At 29.4% G+C, this 26,612-nt stretch carries 20 protein-coding genes and 2 tRNA genes; 12 read left to right on the plus strand and 10 right to left on the minus strand.

Translation table 4 applies throughout. From position 1 onward, the window contains the following. The first annotated feature begins 1 nt into the window (after position 1). On the plus strand, positions 2 to 1,309 hold the full coding sequence (locus EXC46_RS02725; protein ID WP_027333586.1) for an MAG4270 family putative restriction endonuclease: 1,308 nt from the start codon (positions 2 to 4) through the stop codon (positions 1,307 to 1,309). A 211-nt stretch (positions 1,310 to 1,520) separates the two neighbouring features. Here EXC46_RS02725 and tpx read toward each other — a convergent pair whose 3' ends face one another. The 6 genes from tpx to EXC46_RS02755 are packed head-to-tail and all read right to left on the minus strand — an operon-like array spanning position 1,521 to position 8,331. Then, positions 1,521 to 2,027 carry a thiol peroxidase gene (tpx, locus tag EXC46_RS02730; RefSeq protein WP_027333587.1) on the minus strand — a complete coding sequence of 169 codons (507 nt, stop codon included), beginning with the start codon at positions 2,025 to 2,027 and terminating at the stop codon, positions 1,521 to 1,523. A gap of 20 nt (positions 2,028 to 2,047) precedes the next feature. Further along, the gene (gene glyA / locus EXC46_RS02735; RefSeq protein WP_027333588.1) at positions 2,048 to 3,316 is read right to left on the minus strand and encodes a serine hydroxymethyltransferase; all 1,269 of its coding nucleotides are present in this window, start codon (positions 3,314 to 3,316) and stop codon (positions 2,048 to 2,050) included. An 18-nt stretch (positions 3,317 to 3,334) separates the two neighbouring features. Next, a complete protein-coding gene (locus tag EXC46_RS02740) occupies positions 3,335 to 5,497 on the minus strand; it encodes a phenylalanine--tRNA ligase subunit beta (protein ID WP_027333589.1) in 2,163 nt (720 codons plus the stop codon). Further along, positions 5,497 to 6,174, minus strand: a complete 678-nt coding sequence (locus EXC46_RS02745; protein WP_027333590.1) for a uracil-DNA glycosylase — start codon at positions 6,172 to 6,174, stop codon at positions 5,497 to 5,499. Before EXC46_RS02745 ends, EXC46_RS02740 begins: the two co-directional genes overlap by 1 nt. After that, positions 6,164 to 7,117, minus strand: a complete 954-nt coding sequence (gene pheS / locus EXC46_RS02750) for a phenylalanine--tRNA ligase subunit alpha (RefSeq protein WP_027333591.1) — start codon at positions 7,115 to 7,117, stop codon at positions 6,164 to 6,166. The genes EXC46_RS02745 and pheS overlap by 11 nt, the downstream gene beginning before the upstream one ends. 2 nt (positions 7,118 to 7,119) lie before the next feature. Next, a complete protein-coding gene (locus tag EXC46_RS02755; protein WP_044888883.1) occupies positions 7,120 to 8,331 on the minus strand; it encodes a replication-associated recombination protein A in 1,212 nt (403 codons plus the stop codon). A 127-nt stretch (positions 8,332 to 8,458) separates the two neighbouring features. Here EXC46_RS02755 and lepA point away from each other — a divergent pair, with 127 nt between their 5' ends. The 5 genes from lepA (at position 8,459) to EXC46_RS02780 (ending at position 13,094) form a co-directional block, all read left to right on the plus strand. Continuing rightward, positions 8,459 to 10,264 (plus strand): translation elongation factor 4, encoded by a 1,806-nt coding sequence (gene lepA / locus EXC46_RS02760; RefSeq protein WP_027333593.1) that lies wholly within the window; start codon positions 8,459 to 8,461, stop codon positions 10,262 to 10,264. 217 nt (positions 10,265 to 10,481) lie between these two features. Next, complete coding sequence (gene rplK, locus EXC46_RS02765) at positions 10,482 to 11,078, plus strand: 50S ribosomal protein L11 (RefSeq protein WP_027333594.1); 597 nt, start codon at positions 10,482 to 10,484, stop codon at positions 11,076 to 11,078. A 2-nt stretch (positions 11,079 to 11,080) separates the two neighbouring features. Next, entirely contained in the window at positions 11,081 to 11,776 is a 696-nt protein-coding gene (gene rplA, locus EXC46_RS02770) for a 50S ribosomal protein L1 (protein ID WP_027333595.1), read from the plus strand. Positions 11,777 to 11,908: 132 nt separating this feature from the next. Beyond that, entirely contained in the window at positions 11,909 to 13,009 is a 1,101-nt protein-coding gene (gene ychF / locus EXC46_RS02775; RefSeq protein WP_027333596.1) for a redox-regulated ATPase YchF, read from the plus strand. Between the two features lie 11 nt (positions 13,010 to 13,020). Beyond that, a tRNA-Trp gene (locus tag EXC46_RS02780) sits at positions 13,021 to 13,094 on the plus strand. A 106-nt stretch (positions 13,095 to 13,200) separates the two neighbouring features. Here EXC46_RS02780 and EXC46_RS02785 read toward each other — a convergent pair. Next, positions 13,201 to 13,276: transfer RNA gene (locus EXC46_RS02785), tRNA-His, on the minus strand. Between the two features lie 143 nt (positions 13,277 to 13,419). Here EXC46_RS02785 and EXC46_RS02790 point away from each other — a divergent pair. The 3 genes from EXC46_RS02790 (at position 13,420) to EXC46_RS03790 (ending at position 17,840) form a co-directional block, all read left to right on the plus strand. After that, positions 13,420 to 15,372 carry a DNA topoisomerase subunit B gene (locus EXC46_RS02790; protein ID WP_027333597.1) on the plus strand — a complete coding sequence of 651 codons (1,953 nt, stop codon included), beginning with the start codon at positions 13,420 to 13,422 and terminating at the stop codon, positions 15,370 to 15,372. A 90-nt stretch (positions 15,373 to 15,462) separates the two neighbouring features. Further along, positions 15,463 to 16,077, plus strand: coding sequence for a tRNA (guanosine(46)-N7)-methyltransferase TrmB (trmB, locus tag EXC46_RS02795; protein WP_027333598.1), 615 nt, complete (start codon positions 15,463 to 15,465; stop codon positions 16,075 to 16,077). Positions 16,078 to 16,280: 203 nt separating this feature from the next. Next, the gene (locus EXC46_RS03790; RefSeq protein ID WP_044888884.1) at positions 16,281 to 17,840 is read left to right on the plus strand and encodes a YitT family protein; all 1,560 of its coding nucleotides are present in this window, start codon (positions 16,281 to 16,283) and stop codon (positions 17,838 to 17,840) included. Positions 17,841 to 17,862: 22 nt separating this feature from the next. Here the strand turns inward: EXC46_RS03790 and EXC46_RS02805 are convergent, their stop codons facing one another. Together EXC46_RS02805 and EXC46_RS02810 are read right to left on the minus strand one after the other, a co-directional pair. After that, on the minus strand, positions 17,863 to 18,540 hold the full coding sequence (locus tag EXC46_RS02805; RefSeq protein ID WP_129622176.1) for a thermonuclease family protein: 678 nt from the start codon (positions 18,538 to 18,540) through the stop codon (positions 17,863 to 17,865). Positions 18,541 to 18,998: 458 nt separating this feature from the next. After that, a complete protein-coding gene (locus EXC46_RS02810; RefSeq protein WP_129622177.1) occupies positions 18,999 to 21,437 on the minus strand; it encodes a PTS transporter subunit IIABC in 2,439 nt (812 codons plus the stop codon). A gap of 502 nt (positions 21,438 to 21,939) precedes the next feature. Between EXC46_RS02810 and EXC46_RS02815 the strand changes: the two genes are divergently transcribed. From EXC46_RS02815 to EXC46_RS02825, 3 genes are all read left to right on the plus strand, one after another. After that, positions 21,940 to 22,581: a hypothetical protein gene (locus EXC46_RS02815; RefSeq protein WP_027333601.1), complete on the plus strand. Its 642-nt coding sequence runs from the start codon at positions 21,940 to 21,942 to the stop codon at positions 22,579 to 22,581. Positions 22,582 to 22,583: 2 nt separating this feature from the next. Continuing rightward, positions 22,584 to 23,546: an MAGa7180 family putative nuclease gene (locus EXC46_RS02820; RefSeq protein ID WP_027333602.1), complete on the plus strand. Its 963-nt coding sequence runs from the start codon at positions 22,584 to 22,586 to the stop codon at positions 23,544 to 23,546. 180 nt (positions 23,547 to 23,726) lie between these two features. Then, positions 23,727 to 24,680, plus strand: coding sequence for a LacI family DNA-binding transcriptional regulator (locus EXC46_RS02825; RefSeq protein ID WP_044888891.1), 954 nt, complete (start codon positions 23,727 to 23,729; stop codon positions 24,678 to 24,680). A 66-nt stretch (positions 24,681 to 24,746) separates the two neighbouring features. Here the strand turns inward: EXC46_RS02825 and EXC46_RS02830 are convergent, their stop codons facing one another. Further along, positions 24,747 to 26,384 carry an endonuclease gene (locus tag EXC46_RS02830; RefSeq protein WP_052353012.1) on the minus strand — a complete coding sequence of 546 codons (1,638 nt, stop codon included), beginning with the start codon at positions 26,382 to 26,384 and terminating at the stop codon, positions 24,747 to 24,749. Positions 26,385 to 26,612: the final 228 nt, after the last annotated feature.

The raw sequence follows: 26,612 nt of genomic DNA on the forward strand, positions 1-26,612 counted from the left end.
TATGAGCAAAAAATATATAAATTTTTATTTGTGAGATTGAAAAGAAGAAAACGATGATATGGATGTCACAAGAGTGGTCGTACCTATATTAGCAACTTATAAAAAGAAGAAAATGGAATTTAAATTTAAACTTAATCTATTTATTCGAAACAAACAAAAGTTTATAGTCTTTTGGTACCCTTATTTTGAAAATTTACAAATAGATTTATGCCAAACACCAAAATGAAAAAATAAAACACTCAATAAAATGAGAAAATCACTTTTTGAATATTTAAACAAAAATGCTTCTGAACAAAAATTTAAGCAAAAAGAAAGAAAGAACTTAAAAGATAAAGAAATTGTCACATTAACTAAAGAAGAACTCAAAATTGCTAATCAATGATTTTTTGAAAATTCTGATAAGTCTACATTTAATAATATTTCAGGAATTATCACAGGCCGCAATCCAGGAGGTAAAATATCTAATCCTAATGCGGCTGAAATGAGAATAGATTCTGATGATATAAATCCTTTAATTAAATGTTTTATATCAAACATAGTAGATTTGTTAATAGAAAAAAATATCAAGCTAAAAAAAAAGAAAAAAGAAAAATTAAAAAGTCAAGAAATCTCAAATTCGTCATTTATTGAGTTTATGCTTTCTGGTGAAAATAATAATTCAATTTATCATGAAATTTTTAATGCTTTTTTAACAGAAGCAAAGATGGAAAGAAAAGAAATAACACAAAAAATAATGATTAAATATCAAAATTGACTGAAAAAGTCTAGCTACTTTACTAGTTTTTGTCTAAACGTAAGAAAGAAAGTAAAAAAGTTAAGAAATAAAAATCAAAAATATAAACCTAATGTTTTTCATAAAGAATGAGACAAAATTCTTTTTGAAAGAGCACACATATATCCTGTACAAAAAACACAAAAAGAACTTGAAGATAATTTAAATGATTTTTATAATTCTTATTTTATAAGTAATAAAGCTATAAATTTAAGTAATTCTGTTTTTAAACAAAAAATAAATTCTTTTGAAGAAAATGCATATAGAAGATTAGATGAAATAGCAAATAAAAATAATTTACTAGATATGGATAAAAATACTCATGCACTATTTGATTCGAATGTATTTTCTTACAACGAAAAAGGCGAAATTCAAATTAAAGTAAATAGAAGAGCGAAAGATATAGATGAAATATATAATAAAATACCAAAAGAAAAACTAAATAAAGAAATGATATTTTTTATCGACAAAAGAAACCGCTATTATGTTGATAATGAAAAATATAAAAACTATACAAATGAAAAAAGAATCACTTAAACCGGAATTGTGTTCACAAAACAAAAAAACAAGCTTTTTAGGCTTGTTTTTTTGTATTAGTTACCTTTTGCTTTCTTAACCTGAGTTTCCAAGTTAGACCTCATTTTTTTGAGGTCTAACTTGGAAACTCAGGGAAACTCAGGATAATAACTCATAAATATATAAAAACACGAAATATGGTTGTGTCCATATTTCGTGTCCTAGTTTATTCTTATTTTATTAAGTTTCTTACCACTTCAAGTGCAGGTTCATAGTTAGGTTCTTGCTTAATTTCATCAAGAATTTCTTGATAAGAGATTTTGCCATTTTGATCAATTACAAAGACACTTCTTCCAAGTAGTCTTAATTCTTCAATTAGTAAACCGTATTTTAGACCAAAATCTGTAAGTCTATGATCTGAAAGTGTTATTGCGTTAGTAATACCTTCAGCAGCACAATATCGATCAAGAGCAAAAGGTAAATCATTTGAAATTGTAACTAGTAAAGCTTTATCTTTAAAGTTTCCAATTTCTTGATTAAATCTTTTGGTTTGTAATGCGCAAATTCCTGTATCAATTGAAGGGAAAGAAGTTAAAATTATTACCTTACCAAAATGATCACTTAATTTGAATTCTTCTAAATTTGATTTTAACGCTTTAAAATCAGGTGCTTTTTGTCCTATTTGAACATTATTACCAATTAAAGTAATAGGATTACCGCCAATTGTAATTTTTTTCATATTAGTTCCTTTTTTTAAAATTATAAATAAGATTTTTTGATTGGATATTTAGAAGTTAAGTTTAAAACTTTTTCTTTTAATTTGATTAATTCTAAATTAGCTTCTTCTTTATCTTGCTCTAATCTTTCGCAATTAGATAAAGTGTAATGAATAATTTCAGCAAGTTCATCTCATTGATCAAAATCTCTACTTGTCATTGCTGCAGTTCCTAATCTAATTCCACTTGCAAGAGTTGGACTTAAGGTATCAAAAGGGATTGTGTTTTTATTAATTGTAATGTTAATTTTTTCCAAGATTGTTTCTGCTTGTTTTCCATTTATTTTATAAGAATCTAAAACATTAATCATGAAAAGGTGATTATCAGTTCCGCCACTAATAATTTTGACACCTTTATCTTGAAAAGCTTCACAAAATTTCTTTGCGTTTGAAACAATTTTAGCACCATATTCTTTAAACATTGGTGTTAATGTTTCATAGAAAGCAACTGCTTTTCCTGCAATAGCATGAAAAAGTGGTCCACCTTGATAACCAGGAAAAACTCAACGGTTCATTTTTTTCGCAATTTCCTCATCATTAGTCATGATGATTCCACCTCTACCTCCACGAAGAGTTTTGTGTGTTGTTGAAGTAATGATATCTGCATAACCAACAGGGCTAGGGTGAACACCAGCTGCAATAAGACCTGCAATGTGAGCTATATCAGCCATTAATTTAGCACCTGATTTGTCTGCTATTTCTTTAAAACGAGCAAAATCAATTGTTCTTGAATAAGCTGAATAACCACAAATAATTAAATCTGGCTTTTCTTCAAGTGCTTGTTTTTCGATAGCATCATAATCTAAATATCCTTCATGATTAAGTTCGTAAGTGATTGAATTATAAAAAATCCCACTAAAACTAATTTTATACCCGTGAGTTAAGTGGCCACCAGAACTTAATGAAAGTCCCATAATTTTACCACCACTAGGTACAACGCTAGCTATTGCTGCTGCATTTGCAACACTTCCAGAATATGGTTGAACATTAGCATATTTAACGCCAAAAATGAGTTTTAAGCGATCAATTGCAGCTTGTTCGACAATATCAACATTTTCACAACTACCGTAATATCTTTTTCCTGGATATCCTTCACCATATTTATTTGTTAAAACACTTCCTTGTGCTTTAAGAACATCCTCTGAAACGTAGTTTTCACTAGCAATTAATTCAATATGATCTTCTTGTCTTTTTAATTCATTGTTAATTGCATCTTGTAAAATTTTGTCTGCTAATTCTATTTTTTTGTACATATTGTGCTCCTTAAAAAACTAATTGTATTTAGCAATTAATTTTTGAATATTTTCATCATCGGCATAAACTCTAATTGTTACATTATGAGTATCTGCTTTTTTATAATCATCTAATTGTTTTACTTCAAAAATGTTAGCAGTCTGTTTAATTTCATCAATATAAGATGAAATTAATTCATCATAAGATAGTTCAAATGTTAAATCAATGCTTTTAAGTGGTGTATTATCGATTGAAACAAATTTTTCAAAGTTTGAATCTTTTAAAACTACATCTTTTAAAATCTCTGCATAAAAAGCGTTTGTTTGGTCGTATTTTGGATGTATTTTACCTATTCATCCAACCATTTTGCCGTCTTTTTCGATTCTTGCAGAGCAATTTGGATGAATGTGTGGATTGTTTGTTAATGGCACAAAACTTAAATTAGTTTGTTTTGTAAAATTAACAATATCTTGTTTTAGCTCATCAAATGTTTTGGTTGTTGATGCAAAACCAAAAACCATGTGATTGTTGTTAATCATACCTTTTTCAAAAAGGTTAATATTTTCCATTTTTCTTTTTTGGTTATATTCCACAACTTCAGCTAAAGAAGTGATAATTGAATTTCTAATTTCTTCTCTTTCTTTTGAAACAAAAGTTAAGAGTGCAATACTTTGATCAAAGTTAAAAGGATTTAAAAAGTTCTTTTCATTTGAAACAAGCGAAAAAGTACGTGCTTCAGAAAATCCGCTATGAGCTAAAATTTTCTTAAACATATCTCTTTTTTGTGTTTTTAAAGGTGTGTTTTTAACTGGTAAAGCAGGGAAATTTGCATATGAGTAAAATCTAAAAATTTCTTCAATAATATCTTCAAAAATTTGAATATCATAACGATAATTAGGTACTAAAACATAGTCATCGCTAAATTCGAAACCTAATTTAGTAAGTTTTTGTTTAGCTTCATCAAAAATTTGATGATTTGTAATATTTGAATATTGTGTTAGTTTCTTTTCGTCTCAAGCAATTTTGTGCTTTGGTTCAATGATTATAGGATTAATAATTTGAGAAAGCTCTAAATTTGAACAGTAAGAACGCACAAAGAGCATAGCTAAATGAGCTAATTCTTTTGAAATTTTACGTGAACCTTGGTTAGAAGCGTTTGAATTTAACTTAATTTCCTTTGCACCATGACGAATATCTTTTGAACTAAAAATACCAATTTCAAAAGCAAAATCATTTGTTGCTAAATCTGCTTTAGTATCTTCAAGCCCCATCACACTCGCTAGTGAAATAACTTTATTTTCATCTTTAATTGCTAAAACATCATTAACTTCAACTTCTTTGCCACCTAAAACAGTTATTTTACCTGTGTAGTAAGATGCCTCGATTTTTGAACCAATTTTGTTGCGGTCATAAACATGTGTAGGAACTCCAAAATTAATTAAAGTAAGGTTTGTTAAATTAACAGCTCAACTAAATTTTGAAGAAATACCATGCTTTGCAAGTAATAATTTTTCAGCGAAAGAATTTTCAGTATTACCTTTAACTTCTAAAAAAGTTAACTCTTCAGCATCATTTGAATTTACAATTAAATTTGATACAAATGTATCTTGAACTTTTTTGATATCAAAAGTAAATTCTAAATCATAAAAACTTGCTAATTCTTTAGCTAAAACGTAATATGAATTAGCATCATTACGGTTAGCTGTAACTGATGTTTCAATCATAATATCGTCAAGTCCTAGTTTAACCATCGGATCATCTTCAATTGTTGCAAAATCATTTGGTAAAACTAATAATTGATTTTGATCTTCTAAAAGTTCTCAATTATAACCAATTTCTGCAAGAGCTCCCATCATACCTTGAGAGATTTCACCTTTAAGGGTTACCTCACCAAAAACTTGTTCACCTTTTGAAGAACCAACGGGAAAACAAATTGTTAAATCTCCAGGTTTTAAAATTCGATTATTAGTCTGTATTTGAAAAACACCTTGTTTGGTTTCTACTTTAACAACATCAAGACGATCAGAGTTAGGATTTTGAAAAACTTCTAAAACTTTAGCAAATAAAAGACCTTTTACATCAGAAAATTCTTCAATGCCTTCAACTTCAATTCCAAGTTCATTTAATGCAACTTCAACTTCTTTAGCATTTAGTTTTTTGTTTTTAAAAAATGTATTTAAATAATTTAATGAAAAAACCATTATTTCGCTCCTTTCTCTTTAACAAGATCTCACTTAATTTGTTTTTCTTTGTGTTTTTTAAGTTTTTGATTAATTTGTAAAAATAGTTGACCATCTTTTAATGATTTAGCATATCCTAATGGACTTGGATGACTGAGTGCTATAACATTATCTGGATTAGGATGAATTTTATTTAAAAATTTTTGTGCTTCATTACCAAGCGCAACAAAAATAACGTTTGGATTGGTATTTTTAACTTCTTCCAAAATTGCTAAAGTAAATTTTTGTCAACCAAAATTCTTGTGTGAATTAGCTTTTCCTTCAGTTACTGTTCAAACCATATTGATAAGAAGAACACCTTGTTTTGCTCAAGCTGCTAAATCGTTAGTTTCAATTTTGGTTTTAGGATAATCTTTTTTGAGTTCCTTGAAAAGATTAGCTAAACTTGCTGGCGTTTTATTTGTGTGTTTTGCACTAAAAGCAAGACCATCAGCAACAAAAGGACTGTGATATGGATCTTGTCCTAAAATTACCACTTTTGTTTCGTTTACTTGGAAAAATTCTAATGGTCTAAACATTTCAATTTGATGTGGGTAGATTGCACCATTTTTTTCAGCCGTTTTTAAACTATCAAGAATTTTCACAAAATATTCTTTATTACCTTCTTTTTGTAAAATTTGTAAAAAACTATCTTTCATCGTTAAATTGCTCCATTATTCTTAAATCGTTACGGTATAAATCACGAATATCTGTAAAACCATACTTAATCATTGTTATTCTTTCAATACCTAATCCTGCTGCAAAAGCATTTAAATTATTTGTGTATCCTGCTGCTTTTAATACATTTGGATGTAACATTCCAGCACCTAAAATCTCAATTCATCTATTTTTATAAAAAACATCAACTTCAACTGATGGTTCAGTAAATGGGAAATAGCTTGGACGGAGACGAATTTCAACTTCATCTTCCAAAACATAAGATAAAAGTGATTTTAATGTTCAAATTAAGTTAGAAAAACTATGATTTCCAACAGAAACAAAATCCACTTGAGTAAATTGATGTGAGTGTGTCGCATCATCTTCATCATTACGATATACTTTACCAATTGCAAAAGTTGAAATTTCTTCGTTTTTGTTATCTTCAAGAACTTTAGCAGTGATTCCAGTGTTGTGAGTTCTTAATAAAGTAGTTGCATTAATATAAAGCGAATCATGCATCGCTCTTGCCGGGTGATCTTGTGGAATATTTAATCTTGCAAAGTTGTATAAATCACTAACAATTTCACCTGATTCTTGTTCATAATAACCATGGTTAAAAAATCAATCTCTCAATCTTTCTTCGATGATTGTAATTGGATGTAAAGCACCAGGTTTTAATGTGGGTTTTGATACATCGATTTTTTCATTAGCAATTTTTCTTTCGATGGCTAAATCAAAAACTCTTTGTTCTGCTAAACTAAAAAATTCTTCATATTCTTTTTTAAGTTGTGTAATTTTTTGGCCAAGTACTTTTTTCTCAGTTGCAGGGGCGCTTTTTAATTCTTGTTGTAATTTAAAAATTTCACCTTCGCTTGAAAAAGCTTTAGCTTTCGCTTGTTTTAAATCTTCAAGAGTATTAATGTTTTCTAAAATAAATTTCATAATTATCCTTTCTTAATGTTTTCTCAATAGTTTTGGTAAGAAATTTCTACTTTATTATTCGCTGGCTGATAAAACTTTTTACCTTTTAATTCATTTGGTAAATATTGTTGTTTGACAAAATGTGTAGATTTATTATCATGCGGATAGAGATAGCCAATTCCATTCCCTAATTTTTGCGCGGATGAATAATGAGCATCCTTTAAATGTTTCGGCATTTGATAAATTTTTCCTGAATTAATAACTTCTTCAACTCTATTTAAAGCTAAATATGCAGAATTAGATTTTGGAGCTAAAGAAATATCAATTATTGCATTTGCAATTGCTAATTTTCCTTCTGGTTCACCTAACCTTTCATAACTTCGTATTGCTGTTTCAGTACGAAGCGCTACGCTTGGAGAAGCAAGACCGACATCTTCATATGATGCACAAAGCATTCGACGAAAAAGTCCGTCAATATCACCTGATTTTAAAATTAAAAAACCATAATAAAGAGAAGCATCAACATCGCTTCCTCGAAGTGATTTATGAAATGCAGATAAATTATCATAGTGTGAGTCCTTTGAACTATCACTATAAAAATTAATATTAGGTATTATTTTACGTAGATCTTCCTTTGAAACTTCTTTGTCAATACCTAAAAAAGCAAGCATTTGCAAGTTATTAATACTTGAACGAAAATCTCCTGCTGAAAATCTTGCTAAATCTAGTAATCTTTCCTTTGAAATTTGAAGTTTAGGAAAATATTTAGTCGCAACATTAGAAAGTCCATCAACTAATTCTTCTTCAGTAAGTTTATAAAATTGTAGAATTTGCATTCTACTTCGCAAAGCAGGATTCACCTTAAAATAAGGATTTTCGGTTGTTGTAGCATAAACAGTGATTTTGTCAAATTCTAAATATGAAAGTAAAATATCTTGCTTATCTTTATTAAGACGATGAATTTCATCAATAATTAATAATTCATTATTTTCTAATAACTTAACTAAATCTGCTTTTGAATTAACGCTTGCGTTAAAATAATCATACTTGAGACCTAAATCATTAGCTAGCGCTATAGCACTAGAAGTTTTACCAATTCCGCTTTCACCATAGAAAATAAAATTAGTTCCTAATTTATTTTTGACAATTTGGTTAAAAAGATCTTTAAGATGTTGCTGTCCAATGATTTCATCAATCGTTTTTGGACGAATTTCATTTGCTAAATTTTTGTTCATAATCTACTTAAAATTAATTTTATATTATTCTTAATATTTTAATGAATTCTTATCAAGAAAGTATTAAATAAACTTATTTATTTGAGAAAACTAATAAAAGAAATCTTTTTCTAATATAATTTAAAACATGAATAAAGATAAAATTAAAAATTTTTCCATTATTGCACATATTGATCACGGTAAAAGCACTTTAGCAGACCGTATTTTAGAATACACAGGAACAGTAAGTAATCGTGAACTTAAAGACCAGTTTCTTGATTCAATGGATCTTGAACAAGAAAGAGGGATTACAATCAAATTAAATGCTGTACAACTAAAATATAAAGATTACACTTTTCATTTAATTGATACTCCTGGACATGTCGATTTTACTTATGAAGTTTCTCGTTCGTTAGCAGCAAGCGAAGGTGCTCTTTTATTGGTTGATGCAACACAAGGTATTGAAGCTCAAACATTAGCCAATGTGTATTTAGCAATAGAAAATAATTTAGAAATCATACCAGTAATAAACAAAATTGATCTACCTAGTGCTAATGTAGATGAAGTAAAACAAGAAATCGAAGACGTTATTGGAATTCCAACAGAAAATGCTGTTTTAGTTAGTGCTAAAACAGGACAGGGTGTTCATGAATTACTAGATGCAATTGTAAAATATATTCCTGCTCCGCGTGATGCTGATGACAACAAACCATTAAAAGCATTAATTTTTGATAGCTATTTTGATGCATATCGTGGTGTAGTTATGCTAGTAAGAATCTTCGAAGGTAAATTAAAACCAGGTGATAAATTCATTTTTATGTCACGTAAAAAAGAAGAACAAGATTATCACGTAATTGATCTTGGGGTAAGAAATCCACACGAAACTAAAAAAGATTGTCTTGAAGCTGGTGAAGTTGGTTGAGTTTCTGCAGCTATACGTGATGCAAAAGAAGTTCACGTTGGAGATACAATTACTCTTGCTAATAATCCAACAGACAAGCCTTTAGCTGGTTACAAAAAAATGAAGCCCGTTGTTTTCACTGGTTTTTATCCAATTGACACTAGAGATTATTCTCTTTTAAAAGAGAGCCTTGAAAAAATATCATTAAGTGACTCATCAATTACATGAGAACAAGAAACTTCTAAAGCACTAGGATTTGGATTTAGAGTAGGATTTTTAGGTCTACTTCACATGGAAATTCTCCAAGAAAGATTAGATAGAGAATATAAAGTAGGGATCATTGCTACAGCTCCTTCTGTTGAATATTTAGTTTATATGACAAATGGAAATATAGAAAAAATTTCAAATCCAACAATGCTTCCTGACCGAACTTTTATTGATAAAATTGAAGAACCTTATATTGAAGCTAATATTTTTATTCCAAACGAATATATTGGAAATGTTATGGAGCTTTGTCAAAATAAAAGAGGAATTTACAAATCTCTTGAATCTATTGATGCTAAACGTTCAAGAGTGGTTTATGAACTACCGTTAGCTGAAACGATTTTTGATTTCTTTGATCGTTTAAAATCGAGCACAAAAGGTTACGCTTCATTCGAATATGAATGAATTGGATACCGTGAAAGTGATCTTGTTAAAGTCGATATTTTACTTAACGGAGATAAAGTTGATGCCTTTTCAATAATCACACACAGAGATAAAGCATATGAAAGTTCAAGAGAACTTTGTAAAAAATTAAAAGATGCTATTCCAAGACAAAACTTTGAAGTTCCAGTTCAAGCAACAATTGGTGGAAAAATTATTGCTAGAGAAACAATTAAAGCATATCGTAAAGATGTTACCGCAAAACTTTATGGTGGAGATGTTACACGTCGTCAAAAGCTTCTTAAAAAACAAAAAGAAGGTAAAAAACGTATGAAAAAACTAGGAACAATCGAAGTTCCACAAGAAGCATTTTTATCAATTTTAAAGACAAATATCGAGCCAAAATAATTTAATTAAGCACCTAAAATTAGGTGTTTTTTTAATTTTAATTAAGACTAAAATAGCACAAAAAAGAGATGCTTTTCTAATCAAAAAAACATATTTTATTTATTTGTTTTTACAAAAAAATTTTTTATAATTAAAAAGCAATATAAAACTATTGCCACGTGGGAGATATTTCTAGGAAAATATCGTTAGACCACAATATCGAAAGGATACATTTAAAATGGCAAAAAAAGAAATTCAAAGAATTGCTAAATTAGAGTTCATTGCCGGGCAAGCTAAACCAGGGCCAGCTCTTGCTGGTGTTGGTGTTAACATGCCTGAATTCACTAGAGCTTTTAATGACGCAACAAGAGATAGAGGAAACGAACCAGTTCCAGTACAAATTACAGTTTACAAAGACAAAACATTCGAATTTAAATTATTCACAGCTCCTGCTTCATTCAAAATCAAACAAGCTGCAAAAATCAAATCAGGTGCTTCAAATGCTAAAACAACTGTTGTAGCTACAATTTCAAAAGATCAACTCAGAGAAATTGCAGAATACAAATTACCTGACTTAAATACAGATGATGTAGATGCTGCTATGGCAACAATCGCTGGTACAGCTAAACAAATGGGAGTTTTAGTAGAAGGATACGACGATATTTTCAAAGCTAAAGCTGCTGCTAAAGCTGCTGCTAAAGCTGCTAAAGCTGCTAAAGCTAAAGAAGCTGCTCTTGCAGAAGATTTAGAAAACTTAAAAGAAACAAAAGGTCAAGCTATTGAAGTTACAACAATTAGAGATGAAGAAAAATCAAGAGAAGAAGGAGAAGAATAATAATGGCTAGAAAACTTTCTAAAAATTTAAGAGAAGCTAGAGCTTCTTTTGATAGAACAGTAGCTTACGAACTTGCGGAAGCTATTGAACTTGCTAAAAAAACTTCTTACGCTAAATTTGACGCTTCAATCGATTTAGCTTTCAACCTTAACCTTGATGTTAGAAAAGCTGACCAACAATTACGTGGTGCTGTTTTACTGCCAAACGGAACAGGAAAAACAGTTAGAGTATTAGTTGCTACAAACAACCCTGAAAAAGCTAAATTAGCTAAAGAAGCTGGTGCAGATATGGTATTAGATGGACAAGCAGTTGAACAAAAAATCAAAGAAGATGACTTTGATTTTGATGTTATGGTTGCTGATCCTACAATGATGCCTTTACTTGGAAAATACGGAAAAAAACTTGGACCTAAAGGTTTAATGCCAAACCCTAAAACAGGTACAGTTACTCCTACTCCAGAAAAAGCTGTTGAAGAACTTAAAAAAGGTAAAGCAAACTACCGTACAGATAAAGCTGGTATTGTACACTCTCTTATCGGAAAATCAAGCATGTCAACTGAAGCTTTAGTTGAAAATGCTAAAACACTTATCACATTAATTAAAAGATTAAAACCTGCAGCTGTTAAAGGAACATACATTCTTAACTTAACAGTTTCAGCATCAATGGGACCAAGTGTTAAAATTAAACTTGAAAAATAATTCATTTTAAAAGCAGCATGAATTGCTGTTTTTTTTACTTTTTTAAAGTATAGTGTAACAAGAATTTAAAAATCTAATATAATTAAAAAATACTATTTAAAAAGTAATAAATAAAAAACCTTAAGGAGAAATATGGCTTTAAAAGCAGGAATTGTAGGATTACCAAACGTTGGAAAAAGTACACTTTTTAGTGCTATTACAAAGAAAAAAGTGGAAGCATCAAATTATGCTTTCACAACTATTGAACCTAACATTTCATCTGTTCCACTTCTTGATAAAAGATTACAACAAATTGCCAAAATTATTAATCCAGATAAAATAGTTTATGCAACATTTGATTTTGTCGATATTGCTGGATTGGTACAAGGAGCTTCAAAAGGTGAAGGACTTGGAAATAAATTTTTAGCAAATATTCGTGAGGTGGACGCAATTATTCATGTTGTAAGATGTTTTGAAAATAAAAATATCATGCACGTTGCAAATAGTGTTGACCCTGTTAGGGACAAAGAAGTTATCAATTATGAACTTTTACTTGCTGATTTAGAAACTATCAATAATGTTTTAAATCGTGTTGCGAAAAAAGCTAAATCAGGAGATAAAGAAGGTATTTTAGAGCAAAATACAGCTTTAAAAGTTAAAGAAGCACTTGAACAAAATATTCCTGCTAGAGAACTTGATTTAGACGAAAACGAACAAAAAATCATCAAAGGATATCATTTATTAACTTTTAAACCTATTATTTATGTAGCAAATTTAAGTAACGATCAATTTGCAAATTACCAAAATGATCCGCTCTTTATAGCATTAAAAAATTCACTTAAAGACTATGAAAAAATCATTCCTATTTGTGTGCAATTAGAAAGCGAATTAATCGAAATTGAAGAGGAAGAAGAAAAACAAGAATTACTAGCAATGTATGGAATTGAAATTAGCGGACTTGATGTTTTAACAAGAGAAGCTTTTGATTTATTAAACTTACAAACTTATTTTACAGCAGGTAAAATAGAAGCCCGTGCATGAGTATTTCACAAAGGTTGAGCTGCACCAAGATGTGCTGGTGTAATTCATACTGATTTTGAAAAGAAATTTATTAAAGCTGATGTAATTTCTTTTGCTGACTTTATCGAATTTCAAGGTGAGCAAGGTGCAAAAAATGCTGGAAAATTACGTTCAGAAGGAAAAAATTATATAATGCAAGATGGTGACATTTGTCATTTCAAATTTGGTAAATAACCATCTTTTTTGGGGGTTTAGTATAATGGCAATATAGTGGTCTCCAAAACCAATGATAAGGGTTCGATTCCTTTAACCCCCGCCAAACTTTCAAACCAAAAATTGACTTATTCAAAAGAATAAGTTTTTTTATTGCTCTAAAAATTAAAAAAAGTAGATATCAAGTGATATCTACTAGGTCATTTCTGAAATGGGGCGATTGACGGGATTCGAACCCGCGAATGACGGGACCACAACCCGCTGTGTTAGCCACTTCACCACAATCGCCATAAATGTAAATATATTATATATTAAATAAAAAAAATGTCAAGTTTTTTACCGAAAGTAATTTTGCTAAAAGAAAAGCAAAAGTGCTATAATTTAAATTAAATATATAAATATATTTAATTTTATTTCAAAAAGGAGTCAAAATGAGCGAAGTAAAAAAACAATCTTATGATGCTAGCAATATTAAGTTTTTAGAAGGGTTAGAGCACGTTCGTTTAAGACCTGGTATGTATATCGGGACTACAGCTAAAGCTGGTTTACACCATCTTGTTTGAGAAATTGTAGATAACTCAGTCGATGAAGCTATGGCTGGCTTTGCTAAAAACATTAACATCACAATCACAAGAGAAGAAAGTATTAGAGTAGAAGATGATGGACGCGGTATTCCGGTTGGACCTCATCCAAAATTCGGAATCAGTGCATTAGAAGTTGTTTTAACAAAACTAAATGCTGGTGGGAAATTCGAATCAAACGCTTATAAAGTAAGTGGTGGATTACACGGTGTTGGTGCTAGTGTTGTTAATGCTTTAAGTGACTGACTAAAAGCTTGAGTTAAAAGAGACGGAAATATTTATTATGCAGAATTTGCTAATGGTGGTAAAACAGTAAAATCAACTGAAATTGTAGGTTCTGTTGCTCCTGGAGTGACAGGTACAACAATTGAGTTTCACCCTGATTTTAAAGTTATGGATAAAGGACTTTTTGATAAAGAACTTATTATTGACCACGCAAAACAAATCGCTCACTTAAATAGAGGACTCTACGTTAGTGTTACAGACGAAAGAGACAACACATTTCAAGAATTTAAATATGATAATGGAATTATTGACTACGTTAAAGAATTAAACGAAGGGTATAATCCAATTAATAAAGATATTATTTATGCTGAAGGTGAATATGAAGTACCTAATAAAAATGGTGATGGGACAATCACAATTGGTGTTGAAGTAGCTTCACAATATTTAAACGACTTTTACCGTAGTAATATTATTTCTTACACAAACAATATTGCAACACATGAAGGTGGAACTCACGTTTCTGGTTTTTATGATTCTTTAATGCGTTTAATTAATAATTATGCAATTGAAAAAGGTTACATTAAAACTGATGCAGAAAAATTTTCTCGTGAAGATTTAACAGAAGGATTAACCGCTGTTATTTCGATTAAACATCCGCAACCTCAATTTGAAGGTCAAACAAAAGGTAAACTTGGTTCTAAAGATGCTAGAATGGCAGTAAATAAAGTTTATTCAGAAGTTTTCGAAAGAGTACTAAATGAAAATCCTGAACTTGCGAAAAAAATTATTAATATCGCAACAATAGCACGTAAAGGTCGTTTAGCTTCAAATGCAGCTCGTGATAGCGCAAGAAGAAAAAGTGCTTTTGACAATGGTGGACTTCCAGGTAAATTAAGTGATTGTACTTCAAGAAATGCAGAAATTAGTGAACTTTATATTGTCGAAGGGAACTCTGCTGGTGGTAGTGCAAAAATGGGACGTGATCGTAAAACACAAGCCATCTTGCCACTTCGTGGAAAAGTTATTAATGTTGAAAAAGCAAGACAAGAAAAAGTTTTTGAAAACGAAGAAATCGGTTCATTAATTACAGCACTAGGAACAGGGCTTGGAGATACATTTAACATCAATAAATTAAGGTATCACAAAATTGTAATTATGACTGACGCTGACGTGGATGGAGCGCACATTCGTACTTTACTTTTAACATTTTTCTATAGATATTTTAAACCTTTAATTGAATATGGATTTGTTTATATCGCTCAACCTCCACTTTATAAAATTTCACAAAATAAAACAGTTGAATATGCATATAACGATCAACAAAAAGATGAAATAATGAGCAAGTTAAATCCAAACTTAAAAATTAATATTCAACGTTACAAAGGGCTTGGAGAAATGGATCCAGAACAACTTTGAGAAACAACAATGGATCCAGAAAGAAGAAAAATGCTTCAAGTTCAAATCGAAGATGCATATAAAGCAGATTTAGTTTTCACAACTTTAATGGGTGAGCTTGTCGAACCTAGAAAAGAATTCATCGAAAAAAACGCTAAATACGTTAAAAACATCGATTTATAAAAATTTCAAAAGCAATCCTTGTGTTTGCTTTTTTTGTTCTTTTTGTAAGATAAAATTATTAAAAAAGTTTTTCTTATATATAATAAAAACATGAGATTAAGACATGATAAAACAGCACAGGAAGAACTTAATAAATCAGAATTTTATTTAAAGACTTTTCCTGTGCACTTAAAAGAAAATAATGTGTTAGAAATTGGTGCCGGTAAAGGTGAAATGATAACACAATTAGCGCTACAAAATCCTGATATTACTTATTATGCACTTGAAAAATATCCAACAGTAGCTAAAAAAATACTAACAAAAATACAAAAATTAAACATTCACAACTTGTTTATATTAACCGAAGATGCAATTAAGATCCCTGAACTTTTTGTTGGTAAAATAGATACTATTTGACTCACATTTAGTGATCCATGACCTAAAAAAGCGCATACCAAAAGAAGATTAACATATAAAACTTTTTTAGATTTATATAAAACAATTTTGTCAAGTGAAGGTAAATTATATTTTAAAACAGATAATGATAAACTATTTGATTTTTCACTTGAATCATTAAATGAAAACAATTGAGAAATTTTGGATCACACAAGAGATTTGCACCAAAGTAAATATAACGATACAAACATTAAAACTGGTTATGAAACGAAATGATCAGAACAAGGAAAAAACATTAATTTCTTAATAGCAAAACCTAAAAAAGATTAATAAAATGAGCCATTTTGAAAAAAATGGTTTTTCTTTTCAATTAATTTATATGAAAAAATTTCATCTAATCCAATTTAAATGATCTTTGTGCTTACATAAATTACATAAGAGTATATAATAATTATTAATGAAGACAGTCATTTTATGGCTGCTTTATTATTTTTTTATAAATTACTTTTTTTGTAAAAGAAAGGAAAAATTCAATGTTTAATTTCTGAAATAAAAATAATAAAAAAACATTCAAAGAAGACATTGAAGAAGCTTTAATTGAGTTAGATGTTACTAATCGCATCACTAAAAAGCACACAATCTACAAGAGAACCAAAATGTCCAACTTCGGTCTTAAGTTAAGTTCTCTTTATTCTTATATGCCAATTTGAAAAATAACTTTGATAACAGTAATTACTGCTATTTTCTTTGGTGTAATAAGTGTTTTCTTCGTTAAAAATGTTGGTATTTATAATTTTGGTTTAGCTGCCTTTGGTCAAGCTGCTGCTAGAATTTTAATCACACTTCTTAAAGAAGGAACAGTAACTGAAACTGTTCGGAATTTAATTGACCAGTTTGTTTTCTGAATTCTTTATATAATTCTCAGTATTCCGATTTTTATTTTTGGTTACAAAAGAATCGGAAAGCTTTTTACTAATTTAACAGTTTTATTTTTAGCTGTTTCTTCACTTGTTTCTTTCTCAATCGGATTAATTCCTGGTGCTAACCAAGCTTACTTAATTGGAAACTTTCAAAATAGTCAAATCAAAGATGTTTTACCTGGTTTCAAAAAAGCTTTAAGTGGTGTTATACCACTTTTATGAAATGATGGTGGTAATATTATTGCCTTAATGATTTACGCAATAGTCTACGGTTATTTACTTGCTTGAATTTTTGCAATTATTCAAATTATTGGTGGAACAGCAGGTGTTACTGGGGTAATTGGGGAATGATATGCAAATGAAAAACAAAAATCATTTGGTTCAATTTCAGGATACATGAATATTATAATTGTCTTTATTTCTGTTGCCGTTGGTTCATGACTTCCTGGTTCATTATTGCTACAAGAAGCATACAAAACAAACCTTTCAGAAATGAAAAATTTAGTTGAAAACAGCAATGTTGCAGATCAAATTCATTCATTTAAATTCGAAAACCTACTCAGTTTAGACAAATCTACAGTAGAAAGCGCTAAAAATAATCTACAAACAATAATCAGTAAAATAGAACCAGAGTCAGAAGCTGGCTTTGTTATCTCGAATTGATTAGTTTATCGTCTTTCAGAAATAAACGATTCATCTGCGGTAATTAAAATTAGCTCTATTATGGAAAATCTTAATAAAGCAGAAGAATTTAATATTGTTTTAAAACAATATAAAACAATCAAAGAAATTACTGATAATGCTTGAAAATTCTCACTTTATTTATCTCCTAACTTTATTGCAACAATTTTAACAAACGTTGTTTATATTCTTACTTTAAATAAACTTTATCCTAAGTTTAAACTTGTGCGTGTTGAAATCTTTTCAGAAAAATGAAATGAAATTCGTGACTCTATTAATGCAGATTCAAAAATTGTGACCGGAATTACTATCTTTAAAGCTCGTGGTGGATTTAAAGGTAATGAAGTTAATGTTGTAACTTCAATTTCGCTATTTAGACATGTTGTAAGGATTTTAAAAGCAGTGCACAAAATTGATCCCGAAGCATTCGTTTCTATTTCTGATGTTTCAAGTATTGATGGATATGTATATCTACCAGAAAATAAATTCTAAAAATGAGATGAAACTATTTATTTTAGTTTCGTCTTTTTTTATGAAAAACTTGAGTTAACTTATAACTATTCAAACCAATTTTAGTCATTTTAGCATTCTCATAAGATTCTAATGATAATTTATAATACTCAAGCGCAAATGACCCTTTTTGATAATACGGACTTTTTTTCTTATGAACATCCAAATACGCAGGTATAGCTAATCCATTTTTAATGAGTTCTAAATTTAAACTACGAGCGATTTTAGCCTCTTTATTAACATAAGCAACACAAACATCGCGGTTATATTTATCTTTACTAATTACATCTAAATACACTCCAAAATTATGTTTAGCTAAATACTTCTTCACATAGTTTGTCGCTTTTTGTCCAAAATAATTTTCATATTCTGCTAGTTTTTCATCTTTATAAGTTTTATAAACTTCAGGACAATCAATCCCAAAAAGTCTAACAACTTTACTATTATTTATTTCAAAAGTATCGCCATCAATTACTTTTGTAACTATATATTTTTGACGAACAATACTTTGTCCTACTAAAAACCTGTTTTCCTTAAATTTGATAGCACCAAAAATAACACTTAAAAGAACAAAACAAAAACCTAATATACTGATACAAATTTTATTTACTCCAAATCTCATACCATTAAATAGATAAAAAAATCGAGCAAAAAAACTATATTTTTTTAAAATTTTATTCAAAATTATTGAATTTTTGCCTAAAATCAAGGGAGGCACTTTGTTTAATAATTATGAAAATTTGAATATTTTAATAAATATACGCACAAAAGTTGTATAATATTATCAATTATTGTGATTATTATGCCACTTTAAAAAAAGAAAACACCTTTTCGCAGAAGGTGTTTTTTAGTTTAGAAAGAGGAAAAACAAACAAATCTATTTATTAATTCTTAAAATTAGTAATATTATTAGAAAAATTAAGAATAATGTTAAATTGTTCATATTCTCCTTTTTGGTTTTGATTATTGTGATTTTTTTTACCTCCTTCTAGGTTAAAATTTCATCTAAGATCTTTTAACCATTAAATAGATAAAAAAAATAAGAAAATTAAACCAAAAAAGAACTTAAAAAGTTTAAATCTCCTTTTTGAGCAAAATAAAAACCAGCTTTTTCAAACTGGTTTTTTTATTTAGTTAAAATTATTTAACTTCACCAACAACAGTTGTTGTTGAATCGGCAACCATTTTATCATTTGTGAATGAGAAATCTTTGTGTGTTCCACTTTCAAGCACAACACAGATTGCATCTGATTGAATTCCTTTTTCTTTAAGAAATTCTAAATCAACTTTTGCAATTTGTTGTCCTGCTTTAACGTGGTCTCCAACATTAACAAATGATTCAAAACCTTCACCGTTTAATGCAACAGTATCGATTCCGATGTGAATTAATAATTCAACACCTTCTTTTGTTGTAATTCCATAAGCGTGTTTTGTAGGGAATACAAGTTTAACTTCTCCATCAACTGGTGAGTAAACATTACCTACAGTTTCTGCATCAAATTTAACAGCAAAACCATCTCCCATAGCTTTTGTAGAGAATACACCGTCATTTACACGATCTAATGTAAGAATTTCTCCACGAGCAACTGTTTGAATTACAACACCATCAATTAACTGATTGTCGTGTTCTTTTTCGTTTGCTTTTTTAACGCTTTCTACTACATCATTGTTGTTAAATTCTGGATTTTTCGCTAAATAATCTCTAATAAGTTCTCTTTGTGCTTTAATTTTTGAGTTAATTTGATCAGCAGCAGGTCCAAAAATAGCTTGAACATGGTTTGAACCTTCTCATTTAACTCCAGCAGCACCAGCTGCTTTTAATCTATCTTCAGATACTAAAGCAGGATCTTTAATGTCATATCTTAATCTTGAAGCACAATTGTTAAATGTAGTAATGTTGTCAAGTCCACCAAAAGCTAAAACAATTTCTAATGCTTTAGGATCTACTTCACCTAAATCTTCTCTCTTACCTTTTTTATTTGCTAAATAATCAGCTTTTGTAAATAATTTTGTATTTCCACCTCTTCCTGGTGTAGCTAAATTATAACGTTTGATGAAGAATAAGAATCCAAAGAAGTAAATTGGAATGTATCCTAATCCAACTACTAATGTTCATCAGAAGTGTGTCCCTTTAGCAACCGGAATAATTCAGTAGATAAGTAAGTCTAACATACCACCTGAGAATGTCATTGGAATGTGAACACCTAAAAGGTTTGCCAACATGAATGATAGAGCACAGAAGAATGCATGGAATCCTCAGAATAAAACAGGTGATAAGAATAAGAATGTGAATTCAATTGGTTCTGTAACCCCTGTAACAATTGTTGTAACAATCGAAGGAACAACAGTACCAATAGCAACTTTTCTATTTTCTTTTGGAGCAGCTAAAATCATAGCAACTCCAGCTGCAGGTAATCCGAAGATCATGAATGAGAATTTACCATCTAAAAATCTTCCGATTTTAAATCCTAATTGATTTGACACAAAGTCAAATAAAGGAAGTGTGTGAGATTCACCATTAAGTGTTCATGAAACAGTATTTGCTTGACCTAATAAAGTATTTGAAGCAGTTGAATCACCAACAAATTTTGTAGGTTCTTTAGCAACTGCTGCAATAAGTTCAATAAGTCCGTCTCCTGGAACAACTCCTGGATTATTTTCTTGTCATCTAGCTAATGCATCAGAAAGATCACCACCAGCATTAGAATATCAAAGAGGTGCATAGAATACGTGGTGAAGACCAAATGGAACAAGAGATCTTTCTACGTATCCGAAAATAAATGATTCAATTCCGTAAGGAACTTTTCCGAGTGCATTTCCGAATTTATTTAAAGCAACTCCGATTCATGGTCATAATAATAAGTATGCGAATGCTAAAGCAATCATTGAAGGGATTGTAACAATAGCAACAAAACGTTTACCACCAAAGAATGAAATAACTTGTGGTAATTGAATTTGGTGGAATCTATTGTATAAGTATTGAACAACAAGTCCAACAGTTAATCCACCAAATACTGATGTTTGTAATGATTTAGTTCCTAAAGTATATCCAACTAAAGCTTTAAGAGTTTCAGGACTTCTCCCTCCAGCTGCAAAAAGAATTGTATATCCTTTAAGTGTTTTTTCTTTAACTTCAACTGTTGCTTCAGTTCCACTTCCAACAAGTGTTCCTGAAACATTTTTAGTTTCTTCTACCATGTAGTCTCAGATGAAAACACTTTGAATAGCATTAAAAACAAAGTAACCGATAATTGCAGCAAAAACCCCAACACCAGCTTCATCTGTGAAGGCAATAACAAAAGCGGCAGCAAACAATAAAGGTAAGGCACCAAAAATAGGGTCACCTAACGCTTTAATAAATTCACCGAAAACTTTAAGCCCTTCAATGTTATTGCTTGATCCTGCATTAGCAATTGCAGCACCAACACCAAGGAAGAATCCAGCAATCGCCATCACAGAAATAGGTAACATGAATGCACCACTAATTTTAGAAAGTATTTTTCTAGCTTTTGATGATCCACTGTTATTCTTTGATTTCTGCTTTGTTGATGCAGTTTTACCTTTGAATAAAGTAAGCATTTTTTCCTTTCCTAACCTTGTAATTTCAATAAAACAAGATTATATTTTATATATATAGTTTAATCCTTTCATTTTAGTCAAAATCAAATGATAAGAAATAATAAAAATGTGTTATAAAAATAGCTAAATGTCTCTTTAAATTTTTAAAAGACAGATAAAATAGCATAGTTAGCAAGCTAACCGAGAATAATTTTAATATATTAAAGAGTGTAAATTTTACCTTATGGAAAAAGTATCATAAAAACATGAAAAATATTTCCATATAAGTTGCTATATTTTAGGTTTTAAAATAAAAAACAACAAAAACAGCTTAATTAGCTACTAAAAATTCATTTTTTATTTTAAAAAAATTTACATTATCCATTTTCATTAATTCAAAGTGCCCTGTTTTGTAAGAAAATATTCCTTGTTTTCTTGAAAAAAACAAGATTAATTTCCTAGTTGCTTTATCTTTAATCTATAATAATTAAAGCAATCAAAATTATTAAGGAGTTTTTATATTATGAAAAAAAATAAACACGTTATTATATTAATAAATGGTAAAAGAAGAAGTGGTAAAGGACTTCTTAGTAATAAATTGAAAGAAAAATGTGCAAAGGAGTTTGACAATAACGTTAACATCCTTTCATTTGCACAGCCAATCAAAGCAATCACTGAACCTATTTTAAAGGCAATTAACTGAAATGGTGTTGACAAAGAAGTGGTAAGACCATTATGAATCGCTATGGGTGAAGTAGGTAGAAATATCGACAATAATGTTTGGTGTTCAAAAGTGTTTGATAAAATTGTTGATATTGTTGAAGATTCATCAAAAAACAATAAAAATAGCTTATTTTTAATTGATGATTTACGTTTTCCTAATGAATTAGACTTTTTTAAAGGTAACAAGAAAAATCTTGAGGCCAAAGTAAAACCAGGAGATGAAGTAAGAGTAATCTCAATTAGAATCGAAAAGTTTATGGATGCCGAAAAATTTGTACCGGGTGTTGATGACAACTCAACAGAAACAAGTTTTGATAAATTAGTTAATATTTGTTTTGACCATATTGTACCAATGGATGTATTAATTAACCGTGAATGATCACCTAACTTTTCAAATGTTGAAATCATGGCAAACGTTATCATTAGAAACTTTTTAAAATAAAAATGGCTAAAAGAAAGTTTTATAACAAGAAAGATTATTTTGTTGACCTTCAAAGCAATAAAATAATTTTAAGTGATGAATTATTCGCACAATTAAACTCAAATAATCAATGGACAAAATACAAAAAAATAGGTGGTAGCTCAATTGGTGATATTTTACTTAAAAACGAAGCATTCAAATCTGAATTTAATGCTTTTTGTCACATCACAAGATTAAAATTACCGGTTTTAACACAAAAATATGTAAGAGCAGGGGTTATTCTAGAGCCGCTTATTTTTGATAAATTACGCGAAATACAACCAAACAAAGACAAATTAACAATTTTAAATTATGTTGCAGAAGAATATGAATATGATTATTTCAAGGGGAAAGACCCTATTTTTGGTGGGGTTCCTGATGGTTATATGTGCTCTCTCAAAGAACTTGAAGTCGAAAAACAAATCAATACACTTAAAAATGAACTAGCACAAAATCATAATAGTGAACTTGAAAGTAAGTTAATTGAGCTAGAAAAGCAGTGAAGTAATTTACATAGCGAAGGTGTGATCTTGGAAATCAAAACAGCAGGACTTAAAAAATTACCAAAATGAGATGCAGGTGAAGTTGATTTATCATATCGTAAACAAAGTCAATTGTATTCATACTTAAATGGAAATAAAAGATATGTTATTGTTGCTTTATTTTTACAAGAAGAAGATTACAAAGAGCCTGCGCTAGTTAATTTAAACCAAAGAAATATGCGAACTTATAAATATACTATCAATGAAAGTGAAGTAAAAGACGATATTGAAACCGTAAGAAATTGATATCAAAAATACACAAACACCAAAGAATCGCCTCTTTTTGATTTACAAAAAGATCAAGATCAAGTTGAATATTTATTGTGTGAAAATGAAGAACAATGAGGCGAACTTTTAGAAAAATGAAAAAAAGCTGGTAAAGCCGATTTAGACGTTCAACCTTAAATTCAAACAAAACAAACTATAGAGAAGGTGTAGAAATATATCCATTTTCCTTTTAGTTTGTTTTTTATATTAAATTAGTTGGAAAAAGCAAAACAAAACGAAAGGAATGATTTAAAATAAAAATTCATATTTTTAAAAAATATGAAAATGTTTCACATATTTTGAATTATAATTATAACTATGAAAAAACAAATATCTTATAAAGACATATCAGAATTAGCTGGTGTTTCAATTTCTACAATTAGTAGATATTATAACAATGGTTATGTTTCAAAAAAGACAAAGGACAAAATTGATTCTGTTGTTAAACAATATCAATACTACCCTAATCATGGGGCTAGATTGATTCGTGGTAAAGACCGTTCAATTTTTGTTATTATGCCTATTTGAGGTGAAACAGCATATACACAAATTGTTAATGGTATCATTATCTCGGCTAAAAAAAATAACAAGAGAGTTAATACAACTTATACAGGTATTACTACAGAAGAATATATCGCAACAGTAAGATATATGCTTTCATGAAGACCTACTTCAATTGTTATTTTTATCCCTAAATACGATAAACAACTTTTTGACTTCTTAAAAACAGTAGAAGATGTTTCATTTATAATTTATGGTCACCAAGTTAATGGTCTTAACTGAATTAAACCAGATGAAACAAACGCTTTTTATCAATTAACATATAAGTTCCACGAAAAATTAGTCAAAGATAATCAAAAAATGTTATTCCTTTCAGATGAAAAATTAACTTTAGGACAAAGACAGGATCGTTTCAAAGGATTTGAAAAAGCTTGTCAAGAATTAAACATCGAGTATGAAGAGTACGTAATTCCTTTAAGAAAACACCAAAAAGATATTATTGACTTTGACAAATATACAAAAAAACAAGGGTTTTCGAACATTGTGTGTTCAACACATGAAGCCTTCATTTCTTTAGCTGTTGTCGGAACAAGAGGCTTAAGATTAACAGATATAGGATATACTTCTATTTATGATAATATTAACAACTATAAAGCTAAAATTTTCGTTGATTATGCAAAAATAGGATACGAAATCGAAAGAATGCTTTCAATTAGCGAAACTACCGAAGAACAACCACAAACAAAATTCATTAAATTACAAGTTGTTTAAATTTAATTTCCTCAAAATCAAAAATAAAAATCAGAAAATAAATAAGTTTTCTGATTTTTTGTTTTATTATTGGATATCAACTAAAATACCTTTATTCACAAAAGGAACACCGTTAAATAAATTCTCTGCTAAATTAGGGTAATCAATAAATGGATTACGTCTTTTAGTCATAGTAAATTCAGATGTTAAGTTATTTCTATCAATATCTCATTTAGAAACAGGATCAATTGCATTTCATGCTAAATATGTATCTAAAAAGTGATTTTTAAGATATGGTGCTTGGCTTTGGAAAACTTCTGCTCCATTTAGCTTGTACTTCTCCTCATTAGCATATGTGAAAGCAAAGTATAAGTATGCTCTTGCAATATCCCCTTTAAATGCATCAACTGGTTCAAAAACTCTAAAACTTACATCAGAGTTATTTCCTTGTTTTGAACCGTTTTTGGTTGTTAATGTAACTTTTGTTACATTATCGTGTGGGTCATTATCTCTTCAACCATTAACTTTAATGTCAGTAGGTCAAACATGAAATGGGTCATTTCTCATTTTATCCACTTTATTAAATCAAGCTTGCGGAATTAAATGCTCTCTGTTGGTTCCTAAACCTTCAGTTTTTCCTGCATTACCGCCTACATAAGTAGCATATGTATAAGGGTCTTGACCGTTTGGATTTTCACTATAAATATCTAAAAGTGTGCCATCATTTTCGAAATATAAATCTTTAAATGCATTAGTGTCTGTATAAAAAGTTTTTAAAGCAGTATAGTCACCTTGTTCATGTTTTGATGATTGCAATTGAACTAAAGCACTCATTAATTCAGCTCCGCTTTTACCTTCTAGCGAGCTGTAGTAATCTGATGGCTGATAAACTAAATTTCCTGCAATAGTAGGATTATAAACATCTACAGATGCGTTTGGATTATTATTTGAATTTGAAGAACTATTTTCATTATTATTAGAAGAAGAATCTAAGCTATTGCTAGGAACTGTAAATGTTGATGTATAAGGTCCGAATTTTTCTGTTTGTGAAACTGCTTTTCCGTCTGAACCAATTTCAACTAAATAATATTTAATTGTAACAAGACCTGTAGATGGATCGTATGTAGCTTTAAGGTTTGTATTAGGATAACCAGATTTTGTTGTGTGATATTTTGAATCTGTAACAGCTGGAGATACATTAGTAAATAAATCACTTACACTTTCAAAAACAACCCCATCTTTAAGGTCTGTTGTTCCTTGCACTCTAGCTCCAAAAACTTTTCCTTGTGGATAATATCAGAATTGTAAACCATATCTTTCATCCGGATTATTTAAGTGTTCAATCATTTTTGCTCAATCTGTACTTTCTGAAACTCTAAAAAGATTGTATGCTCCATGTTCTCTAACAAAAGCAGCAACTGCAGCATTTGAAATTTGGCTTGCTAAAGTTTCATTGCTAGGAGTGCTTGGTGTGTTTTCATTTGAACCTGTATTTGTTCCACCTTGGTTGTTTGAAGAACTGCTTCCACCTTGTGTTGAACCAGAATTTGAAGAACCTTGATTATTTGTTGAAGTGCTTCCGCCTTGTGTTGAACTTGAATTTGAATCACCTTTATCAGGAGTTTTTGTTGTTTTTGGTTCACAACCTGCTGAAATTGATAATAAAGGTGTTAAACCAGTCATTACTGCACCTAATAAAAAGAAAAACTTATTTTTTTTGCTCATTTTAATTCTCCGTTTAATAAAGTATTTTTTGTTTAAATCTAAAATAGTTATTTTATAACTATTTGTTTATATTCTAATTCTTTTAAAAAAATCTTGAAAAGCTTTATGCAGATTTGAGCTATTTTTATGGTAAAGATATGGAAAAATAACAATGAAAATATTTTTTAATTATTATATTACTAAATAGTAATATTTAGATTATAATATTACTACACAATAATATTTAGA

Source organism: Mycoplasmopsis glycophila, from assembly GCF_900660605.1.
GTDB classification, from domain to species: domain Bacteria; phylum Bacillota_I; class Bacilli_A; order Mycoplasmatales; family Metamycoplasmataceae; genus Mycoplasmopsis; species Mycoplasmopsis glycophila.